Source organism: Sutcliffiella horikoshii (assembly GCF_021991925.1).
Classification (GTDB): Bacteria; Bacillota; Bacilli; order Bacillales; family Bacillaceae_I; genus Sutcliffiella_A; species Sutcliffiella_A horikoshii_F.
The window spans coordinates 214,649-223,451 of the sequence record NZ_RXZI01000007.1 but is presented as its reverse complement, the minus strand read 5'-3'; the positions used below and the strand labels follow the sequence as shown (position 1 = coordinate 223,451).

The 8,803-nt window shown below is 42.3% G+C and carries 11 protein-coding genes; 7 read left to right on the top strand and 4 right to left on the bottom strand.

The window, feature by feature from the left end; all coding sequences use genetic code 11:
- Positions 1–173: 173 nt before the first annotated feature.
- From EKQ44_RS17385 to EKQ44_RS21500, 4 genes are all read left to right on the top strand, one after another.
- Positions 174–851, top strand: a complete 678-nt coding sequence (locus tag EKQ44_RS17385) for a response regulator transcription factor (RefSeq protein ID WP_237664813.1) — start codon at positions 174–176, stop codon at positions 849–851.
- The gene (locus EKQ44_RS17380) at positions 848–2,269 is read left to right on the top strand and encodes a sensor histidine kinase (protein ID WP_237664812.1); all 1,422 of its coding nucleotides are present in this window, start codon (positions 848–850) and stop codon (positions 2,267–2,269) included. The genes EKQ44_RS17385 and EKQ44_RS17380 overlap by 4 nt, the downstream gene beginning before the upstream one ends.
- A 117-nt stretch (positions 2,270–2,386) precedes the next feature.
- Positions 2,387–3,625, top strand: coding sequence for a S1C family serine protease (locus EKQ44_RS17375; protein WP_237664811.1), 1,239 nt, complete (start codon positions 2,387–2,389; stop codon positions 3,623–3,625).
- A 60-nt stretch (positions 3,626–3,685) separates the two neighbouring features.
- Entirely contained in the window at positions 3,686–3,820 is a 135-nt protein-coding gene (locus EKQ44_RS21500) for a hypothetical protein (RefSeq protein ID WP_269151707.1), read from the top strand.
- Positions 3,821–3,955: 135 nt separating this feature from the next.
- On the opposite strand, the gene EKQ44_RS17370 is transcribed toward EKQ44_RS21500, so the two are convergent.
- The 4 genes from EKQ44_RS17370 to EKQ44_RS17355 form a co-directional block, all read right to left on the bottom strand.
- Positions 3,956–4,120 carry a hypothetical protein gene (locus EKQ44_RS17370; RefSeq protein ID WP_237664810.1) on the bottom strand — a complete coding sequence of 55 codons (165 nt, stop codon included), beginning with the start codon at positions 4,118–4,120 and terminating at the stop codon, positions 3,956–3,958.
- Positions 4,121–4,611: 491 nt separating this feature from the next.
- Complete coding sequence (locus EKQ44_RS17365) at positions 4,612–5,475, bottom strand: metal-dependent hydrolase (RefSeq protein WP_237664809.1); 864 nt, start codon at positions 5,473–5,475, stop codon at positions 4,612–4,614.
- Positions 5,476–5,631: 156 nt separating this feature from the next.
- Complete coding sequence (locus EKQ44_RS17360; RefSeq protein WP_237664808.1) at positions 5,632–5,796, bottom strand: hypothetical protein; 165 nt, start codon at positions 5,794–5,796, stop codon at positions 5,632–5,634.
- Positions 5,797–6,382: 586 nt separating this feature from the next.
- Positions 6,383–6,607 carry a DUF1128 domain-containing protein gene (locus EKQ44_RS17355; protein WP_010191662.1) on the bottom strand — a complete coding sequence of 75 codons (225 nt, stop codon included), beginning with the start codon at positions 6,605–6,607 and terminating at the stop codon, positions 6,383–6,385.
- Positions 6,608–6,770: 163 nt separating this feature from the next.
- Here EKQ44_RS17355 and EKQ44_RS17350 point away from each other — a divergent pair, with 163 nt between their 5' ends.
- Genes EKQ44_RS17350 through EKQ44_RS17340 form a run of 3 tightly spaced genes read left to right on the top strand, consistent with a single transcriptional unit; the run spans position 6,771 to position 8,490 of the window.
- A complete protein-coding gene (locus EKQ44_RS17350; protein WP_237664807.1) occupies positions 6,771–7,244 on the top strand; it encodes a low molecular weight protein-tyrosine-phosphatase in 474 nt (157 codons plus the stop codon).
- Between the two features lie 13 nt (positions 7,245–7,257).
- Positions 7,258–7,614 carry a YtxH domain-containing protein gene (locus tag EKQ44_RS17345; protein ID WP_237664806.1) on the top strand — a complete coding sequence of 119 codons (357 nt, stop codon included), beginning with the start codon at positions 7,258–7,260 and terminating at the stop codon, positions 7,612–7,614.
- Positions 7,615–7,668: 54 nt separating this feature from the next.
- Positions 7,669–8,490, top strand: coding sequence for a YihY/virulence factor BrkB family protein (locus EKQ44_RS17340; RefSeq protein WP_237664805.1), 822 nt, complete (start codon positions 7,669–7,671; stop codon positions 8,488–8,490).
- The last annotated feature ends 313 nt before the right edge of the window (positions 8,491–8,803 follow it).

The window sequence follows — 8,803 nt, the reverse complement described above, 5'->3', positions numbered from 1 at the left end:
TTTTTTTTTTTTTTTTTTTTTACAACGAAGTTACATAAACATTACACTTTCAATTCTCATCAAATTCTCATCCCATCCTCACCATTTATTAGTTAGTATTAAAGAGAGACTTAAAATCCGGTAATACGTCTAAAATATATCCAAGAAGCCACGCTTATTGTGGAGGTGCCATCATGTGCAGAGTCCTAATAATAGAAGATGAAAAAAATTTAGCCCGCTTTATTGAGCTTGAATTACAATATGAAGGTTTCAAAGTGTCCACAGCCTATGACGGGAGAGAGGGGCTTGAGCTGGCATTAGCAGAAGAGTGGGATATTATCCTGCTTGATTTGATGCTCCCAGGCCTTAGTGGTATGGAAGTATGCCGTAGAATTCGAGCGGCCAAAGAAACTCCAATCATCATGCTGACCGCAAGGGATAGTGTGATGGATAAAGTATCAGGCCTAGATAGTGGTGCGGACGATTATATGTCCAAGCCATTTGCGATCGAAGAACTTCTGGCAAGGATTCGCGCGCTATTCCGCCGGATGGAAGGGAAAAAGGAAGCGTCGAACAATATCCTTTCATTCCGAGAGCTGAAGGTAGACCTTGATGCAAGAACGGTGACAAGAGCCGAGGAACAAATTGAACTGACCAAAAGGGAGTTCGACCTTTTGGTTATATTCATGACGAATATTAACAGAGTACTGACAAGGGAACTTCTTTTGGATAAAGTGTGGGAGCTGGGTTCCTATGCTGAAACAAATGTCGTGGATGTATATGTCCGCTATTTACGAAATAAGATTGATAAGCCAGATGAGGAAAGTTACATACAAACAGTGCGCGGGACGGGTTATGTGATGAGAAAATGAATCGATTTCAAAGGTATATGAAGCAACTGCCTATCAGGTGGAAAATAACCATATGGTCCTCTTTGGTTTTATTCGTCCTGTTTGTAGCCTATAACTCTGTTCAATATTATGTGATGAGAACCTGGATGATTGAACAGGAGGAACGTAATATACAGGAAAAGATGAAGGAGATTCAGGCCTATTTTTCGGAGCAGCCTTTTTTTGTGGGGCGCTCGGAAATCATCAACAGCAGTGGCTTTATTGAAAAGATAAATGAAACGAATGAACTGATCAGAGTAATCGATAAAGATGGAGCCCTCATCGTTGCTGTTGCCACTAACCTTCCAAGGGAGCTGCTGATTACCCCTGTAGAGAGCGAAAACCTTGAACATGTGAAGGTGAATGGAAAACATTATTTAATTCATCGTGAACCTGTGATAACAAATGGATTTATTGGGTACATAGAGATTATACGCGATTTGAAAAACTATGAACGTTTGCGAGGCTTGATATTCCTTGTGACATGGTCTGCCGGCGCGGGGGCCATCCTATTGAGCGGCGTTGGAGGGATGCTCATCGCCAAACAGCTACTTGCCCCAATCCAGGCACTAACCGATACGATGAAACGCATCAAGATGCGGGGGTTCAAAGAACGTGTTCCCCAAGATAAAAACCAAAAGGATGAAATTGCAGATTTGTCCAATGTATTTAATGAAATGATGGATGATGTGGAAATGTCGTTCCAAAAGCAAAAGCAATTTGTGGAGGATGCCTCCCATGAACTGAGGACGCCCATCTCTATTTTGGAAGGACACTTGAAGCTTTTGAACCGATGGGGAAAAAACGATCCCGAGGTGCTGGAGGAATCATTGAAAGCTTCCCAGCAGGAAGTGGAGAGGTTAAAAATGCTCGTGTATGAGCTGTTGGAACTGACCCGCTTGGAATCCGACCGACTGGAAGTGGTGGAAGACCTGGTAGAGCCCGTACATGTTGTGGAAGATGTGATCAAAAAATTCACCTTGCTCCATCCAGACTTCACTTTTACATTTACTAATCATTTGAAAGAACCAGTTAAGGTTGCCATAGCGGAAAGGCATCTCGAGCAGGTTCTCATCATATTGATGGATAATGCAGTGAAATACTCCAGTCACTCCACGACGGTAGAGGTTACAGCAAATAATGAGGGCAATCAGTTCACAGTCTCCATAAAAGATTACGGTATCGGGGTTCCACAAGAAGATTTGCAGAAAATATTCGATCGATTCTACAGAGTGGATAAAGCCCGTAGCAGGGAAAAAGGCGGCCAGGGACTTGGACTGTCCATCGCGAAAAGAATGGTGGATAACTATAACGGTTCCATTGTGGCCGATAGCGTCGAGGGTGAATGGACCAATATTACGGTGACCCTGAATGCTGTTCATCAGGTAAATGAAACATAGCTTAGAAATACACCTGTATTTCTCATCGTATTCTCATTTTTCTTTAAGATTACTTTCATCGTACTAGGGTTTAATAGAAATAGATAAAAAAACATTCTCATGATGAGGTGAAGAAATATGGGTTATTATGACGAGCATGTCACGCAAAAAAGAACCCGTAAGGAAAAAACTTTCGGAAAGCTCGTATTCGCTTCCATAACAGGAGGAATCATCGGTGCGCTCGGAGTGGTTGCCATGTTACCGGTCCTTCTCGATTGGGGCTTTTACATGGACAGAAATGGAGAGGCTGCTGCGGACCCTCCATTGAGTGTTGAAACGAACTCGGCAGTCCAGACAGACCAGGTAGAATATGAAAAGATACAAACAAATATAACAAGTGCAGTAGATAACGTTTCCGAAGCTGTAGTTGGGGTAGTTAATATACAGAGAGGCGGAAATTCCCTTTTTGATCCCAGAGGTGCACAAGGGGATCAGGAGGCAGGAACCGGTTCTGGAGTGGTATACAAGAAAGAGAATGGCAAAGCATTCATTGTAACCAATGCCCATGTAATCGATGGAGCCTCCAAAGTGGAAGTGAGCCTGGTGGATGGTACCAGGGTGGAAGCCGAAGTGGTTGGAAGTGATGCGTTGACAGATTTAGCCGTTTTGACGGTGGATGATGCAAACATTAAACAGGTTGCAACATTCGGTGATTCGGATTCCATCACATTAGGGGAACCAGTTATTGCAATTGGAAATCCTCTCGGACTGGAATTCTTCGGTTCTGTCACTCAAGGCATCATCAGCGGAAAAGAACGGATCATTCCCGTTGACATAGATCAAAATGGCCAACCGGACTGGGAGGCCGACGTCATTCAGACTGATGCGGCGATAAATCCAGGTAACAGTGGAGGTGCGCTAGTCAACCTTCGCGGGGAAGTCATCGGCATCAACTCGATGAAAATTGCACAATCCAGAGTGGAAGGAATCGGTTTTGCGATTCCAATTTCATCGGTAAAGCCAATCATAGAGGATCTGGAGCAACACAAGGAAGTACAACGACCATTTATGGGAGTAGGGTTGGCCTCATTGTCTGATGTGCCACTCGAAGCGCAGAGATCTACACTGAAACTTCCGGAAGAAGTGAAAAACGGAATCGTCGTAACTGGAGTAGAGACCACGTCTCCTGCCGATAAAGCAGGGCTGAAAGAATATGATGTCATTGTAAAGCTGGATGACCAGGATATTAAGGATGCCTTAGGATTAAGGAAATTCTTATACAGTCAAAAAAATATCGGGGATAAGATGAAAGTTTCCTTCTATCGTGACGGAAAACTGCAAGAGACGGAAATGACACTTGTTAAACAAATGTTCTAATTCATATAGAAATGTATGTGATCTAAGTCCAAAAATCTAACGAATAGAGGCGATTGAAACATGCAAAAGACAGTGGAGAAAACGAAAAAGGGGCTAGATGTTAGGAAGATTGTAGATAAGTATAAAGCAAAAGGAATCAAAGTGGATGTTGTAAAGCCAAGATTGGATTTAATTAAAGGGTTAAGCCCTCAATAACATTGTTCATTCACTCCCCCCTTCATTATATAAAAACGACCTGAAGCCGATGGCCAGGTCGTTTTTTGTGTGTATGTATACAAACAAACTAAAAAACCGGACATTCGTCACGGTTTTTCATTGGGGTATTTTATGTTATTTCGCAATTAACTCTTGTACCTGATATTTTTGATAAATATGAATGATTTCTTCATCATCCATGCCTAATACCTCTTCACGTAGGTGGCCTTTGTTTGTTAAAGTTTGTTCTACACTTTCACGTTCCATGTCGGTTAAAAAGTATCTCTTTGAAACTATCATCCTCTAGCACCTCGTTTGTTTTTTAGTATTTAATCATACTATTCCCAGATTAGTAGAATAATATACCTCAAAACGAAAAGAAATTAGGAAAAGTTTTGGTGTACTCCCAGTGAAATTCAGCTTCAGACGCTCGCTTTCCGCGAGAGCGGTCCAAGAGCCTCCTCGGCTTGTACCGAGGCCACTGAAAAATTAATGAATTTTAATAATCTGTGGTTAACGCCGCTGTTGATTTCCGCAAACGGCTTCGCTTTCCGCGGGGCGACCTTGAGCCTCCTCACTTCGTTGCGGGGTCTCAACATTGCCGCTGCTCCCCCGCAGGAGTCTACGCCTTTTGCTTCAATTAACAGCTAGATAACATAATAAAGATAAGTTTTAACGTTTTTCAATGGCCTCGTCAAGCCAGCGGGGTCCCCTTGTCCCTTACTGCCGCAGGAGTCTCTCGCCATGCACTCCAATGCACTTGGGAAAGTTACTTTTATAAAAAAATTCATTTATTTTTCCATATACTCAAATAAAAATGATTGTCCGTTTCGATAAAATCTTGGGTCGTAGATGCCGAGTCTTTGGTCGTCGTCCACGATGACAACGAAGGGAGACCACTCGTAGAGCGTTTTAGCTTCTGGTACTTGTGTAAACAGTTCATTTAGGTCGGCTTCCTCAGCGGACTCGAGAGTGTATTGCAATTGTGGGGAAGTGAACAATGCATCATCAATTAACTCGACGGTTTGCTCGTTTTTTCCGATAACTGTAAAATGCCATGGTAGAAAGCTGGCAGATAAGGCAACCTGTTCGTATTTATCTTCATATTGTTTGTATAACAGATATCCTTGGCTTGTCTGAATGGCCACGTGTGCCAGGATTAAAATCCAGACCAATCTGTACAGGAGATGTCTTTCTTTGTTCCAAAGCTTTCTTGCAAAAAAGGCGATGGCAATTATCGTCCAAATGACAAAATCCACAATCGGAATCGTGCCAAAGGTAATCCGTATGGGGGAGAAAGGTTCTAAATACCCCGTGCCCCATGCATTGAACAGATCTGCTGTGTTATGTATGAAAACGGCGATAAGCGGCACCCATAGAAATCGCCAATCTTTTCTTTTCAAAAACCAAATGCTGAGCAAGAAGAACAGCAATGCCCATATCGGCACCATGAATAAAGAATGTGTGATTCCCCTGTGCCACATTTGGTACATTCCCTCTGTGTCCCATAGACTGGATATGACGTCGCTGTCCGGTATCTGGCTTGCTCCCACTGCGGATACAAACATCGCTATCTTTGTTTTTTTATCATCCTGTCGTTTATCCACTGCTCCATAGATGGTCATACCAAATAGTGTGTGGGTGATTGTATCCATGGCGAAACCTCCCTAGTCTTGCGTCTTGTTACCTATGCTTCATTTTACCTTAAATGAAGGAAATAAAAAAAGAAACAACCCTCTAAAGGCTGTTTCAAAGTAAAGTAATGTTGAATATTGTTGATTTCTGTTCCTGGAACTTCGTTTCCTGGACTTTCAATGTATCGCTTTTGTTTCTTCTTCTGTCGGTTCTGAAGGCAGAGGATCGATTTCAATGGCATCTTTTTTGTTCAAGCCTTGAGCGACGTTGTAAAGAAAAATTCCCATCAATAAAAATAATAATAAGACAAATCCAATGGTTGCAGCATAAAGAAAAAACATGTCTATCCCCCCTCTGTACACTTATATGCACAAGCTAGTAGGGGTAGTACTTCATACAGGAAGTGGGAGTACTATAGGTACGAAAAAAACACCTACCGAAGTAGGTGTTTGCAGTGTGTAGACAAAGCTTAAAATAATAAAATTCTCTAGTTGATCGTAGTGTAAGGAGCGAAGACTCCTGCGGGAGGAAAGGACATGGTAGACCCCGCAGGGCGTAGCCAAGGCCACTGAAAAAGTAATGAATGTTAATAATCTGGTTAACACCGCTGTTAATCTTCGCAAACGGCTTCGCTTTCCGCGGGGCGACCTTGAGCCTCCTCGAGCTGCGCCCTGCGGGGTCTCAAGATTGTCGCTATCCCCCCGCAGGAGTCTGCGCCTATTGCTCCAATTAACAGCTAGAAATCATTTGAACGATAAGTTATTGGGTTTTTCAGTGGCCTCGGCGTAGCCCGAGGAGGCTTCCGGACTGCCCGCGGAAAGCGAAGCTCCTGCAACGAAGATCAACTCTCCCAACAGATAATCTAACTAGTTTATAGTTTGTCTACAAACTAAAACACCTACCGAAGTAGGTGTTTGAATGGTGGTGTTATTGTTTTCGCAAGTTTCCAAGCTCTTCAGCAATCGCCTGCATTTCGTTTGGGCTGAAGGAAGGCTTTCTCATGACAAGTTCGTAAATATCCTTGAGTTCTTCGTACATTTCTTCATCAAAGTGAGATGGTTTGATGGCACCCAGGTTTAATACCTTTAATTTGCCTTTGATGGCTTCGATCATATATTCTACATTTTCGGTTGATTTTTCTGTTAAGTTCATATTGGAACCGTCCTTTCATACAGAAGCTTTTCCTTATTTTATCATGAATTGATGAAAAACAGTATCTTCTTCTGGGAAGTCGGGTATTAAACCATTACAAGATTCGTGAAAGTGACGAAATATGTTTATAATAAGGATAAGATGCTCGGAAGGGAGAAGTATCATGATACGTGTGTTATTTGTATGCTTAGGAAACATATGCAGATCTCCAATGGCGGAAGCGGTATTTCGGCATGAGGTGGAGAAACAGGGATTGACGGAAAAGATTGAAGTGGATTCTGCCGGAACTGGAGATTGGCATATTGGACATGCTCCTCATGAAGGAACAAGAAACCTACTGGATGAAAAGAAGATAAGCTATGAGGGAATGGAAGCTCGACAGGTGAAGGAACAGGACCTCAGCGGATTTGACTATATCATTGCGATGGATGCCGATAACATGGGTAATTTGAGAAGGATGGCAGGTTATGGTAAAACCGGCTTCATCGGACGGTTGCTTGACTTTGTACCGGAGAGTCAAGTAAGTGATGTGCCTGACCCTTATTTCACCGGGAATTTTGACGAAGTGTATGACATGGTTCAGGTAGGTTGTCAAAACCTGCTGGATACGATAAAAAAAGAAAAATTAAACGGATAGGAGAGAGGATAAGATGGGGAATAAAAATAGATTATTGGACGGTATGCTGATTGGAGCACTTGTAGGCGGTGCGATTGCCTTGTTAGATAAAAATACAAGATCTACCGTCATACATAATGGGAAGTGTGTTGGTGGAAAATTAAAGTATGCGGTGCAGCATCCACAGGAAGTTGCCGATGCAGTACGAATGCGTATTGAAACGGTAAAAACGACAATGGACGATGTATCCAAAGATATAGATTATCTAAGGGTGAAAGTGAATCAGTTGAAGGAAACCACACCTCAAGTGTTGGAAATCGTGAATGAAACAAAAGAAGTCATCTCGAAACATTTGGATTCTGCGGAGCATAAAAGTAAAAACCTGTCGTAAGCAGGACGTGCTCACAATAGAATAGAGTAAAAGATAAGTGCTGGAGGAAAGTGAATGGGAATATTACGTTTTGGAAAACAACTGTTTCAGCGCCTGGACAGGAATGAAGCATTGGGGATGTCAGCAGAGTTAGCGTATTTTTTCTTATTGTCTCTTTTTCCGTTTCTTATTTTTTTACTCACCTTGATCGCCTATGTTCCCATTACACAAGAAGATGTACTCGGGGTAATCCGGCAATATGCACCAGGTGATACGATGAAGCTGATTGAGACCAATGTGGTCAGGATCTTGAATGAACAACGTGGCGATTTACTTTCCTTCGGGATCATTGCGACCATCTGGTTTGCCTCTAACGGAATCAATGCTATCGTCAGGGCTTTCAACCGTGCTTTTGACGTGAATGAAAACAGACATTTTTTCATTGTCAGAGGGACGGCTATCTTGCTTACATTGGCCATGGTATTTGTGATCATTGTGGCATTATTGTTGCCTGTGTTTGGACGGGAAATAGGATTGTTCATTTTCTCCTCCTATGGTCTTTCTAATGAGTTTCTTACAATTTGGAATACGATCAGATGGGGAGTCAGTTTTGTGATATTGTTTTTTGTATTCAGCTGTCTATATTTGGCTGCTCCTAATATACATTTGCGGCTTAGAGATGTTCTTGCCGGCTCCTTGTTCGCTACAGTTGGCTGGATGTCTGCGTCATTATTATTTTCATACTATGTGAGCAACTTCGGGAACTATACAGCGATGTATGGAAGCCTTGGGGGGATCATTGTGTTATTGGTATGGTTTTATATTTCAGGGCTTATGATTATCATTGGCGGAGAGATTAATGCCATTTTGTTGCGATGGAAGAAGAACTTTGTTTGATAAAATTTTCCCAGACAACTTTCCGATTGGAAAGGGTAAGCTATGTTTGAAAGATACTCTAACTAATCTGGAGGGAACTTTCATGACAAAGCATACGAAAAAAGATGGCGGTACGAAGCAAAACTCCAAGCACAAACCAAAGAATAAAACTTCTGGAAGTGCGAATGGACAGAATGGATACCACTAGATTTCACAAAAAAGCAGCGAGCTTGCACGCCCGCTGCTTTTTTAAATTGGCTTTTTTCGTAAACTTTGTTGCTTTTACGTATTTTTAAGCCTACCGTTATATTCATTACTGTCGTGCTCTTTTCCC